At 75.1% G+C, this 912-nt stretch carries 1 protein-coding gene; it reads right to left on the bottom strand.

Annotated features, from left to right (window positions below):
* Window position 1: 1 nt before the first annotated feature.
* The coding region (locus R6V09_RS53990) for an ROK family protein (protein ID WP_317888674.1) at window positions 2-912 on the bottom strand (911 nt) is incomplete at its 5' end.

Here is a 912-nt window from a genome sequence, read left to right as displayed (position 1 = left end):
GCTACGGGGACGTCACGCCGACCGGGGGCGCGGGCACGGCCGGAACGCTGGTCGGGTCGTCGAGGAGGGCGTCGCGGCAGGTCTGGAACGCGCCGCGCAGCGTCGCCTCCGTACCGAGGACGCCGAAGGTGATGTCCGGCTGGGTGTCCGGCGCCAGGGAGCGGCGTCCGGCCAGCCGGGCGTCCAGGCCGGGCCGGAGCCACGCGGCCCAGGTGGCGAGGTACCCGCCGAGGATGACCTCGCCGACGTCGGTGACACCGGAGACACCGAGGACGGCGGCACCCAGGGCGTGCCCGGCGGCGCCGAGCGCGGCGGTCGCGTCCGGGTCGCCCGCGCGCAGTCGGCGGTCCAGTTCGGCCAGCGCCGCCTCACCTCCCTGCGCCTCGGCGACGGCGTCCAACCCGGCCGCGTGGATGAGGGGTTCGGGCCCGATGTACATCGCCAGGCAACCCCGGGTGCCGCACCGGCATTCGGGACCGTCGAGGGCGATCGGCAGGTGTCCGATCTCGCCCGCCATGCCGTGACTCCCGCTGTGCACCCGCCCGTTGATGAGCAGCCCGCCGCCGACTCCGGTGTCGGCCTTGATGTAGGCGACGGTCTCGGGGTGCCGTACGCCGACGGCCGCGAGGGCGTGGTACTCGGCCAGAGCCGCCATGTTGGCGTCGTTGACCACGTCAACAGGGCAGTCGAGTCCGGGGAGTTCGGCGACCACCAGGGCGCGCAGGTCGGTGCTGTGCCAGCCGAAGTCGATGGCCGCGGCCACCAGTTGGCCGGGTCCGACGACCGGTCCAGCCATGGCGACGGTGAGTTGGGCGACATGGGCGTGCGGTGACGCCTCCCGGACCGCGGCCTCCGCCGCCCGCGCGACACAGCCGATGACCGCGGCGAGGGCGCGCGGATCGCCGTACGGCG

The sequence above is a fragment of the Streptomyces sp. W16 genome, assembly GCF_033194735.1.
Classification (GTDB): domain Bacteria; phylum Actinomycetota; class Actinomycetes; order Streptomycetales; family Streptomycetaceae; genus Streptomyces.
The sequence above is the reverse complement of the archived record's forward strand: the minus strand, read 5'-3'. Positions and strand labels throughout refer to the sequence as shown.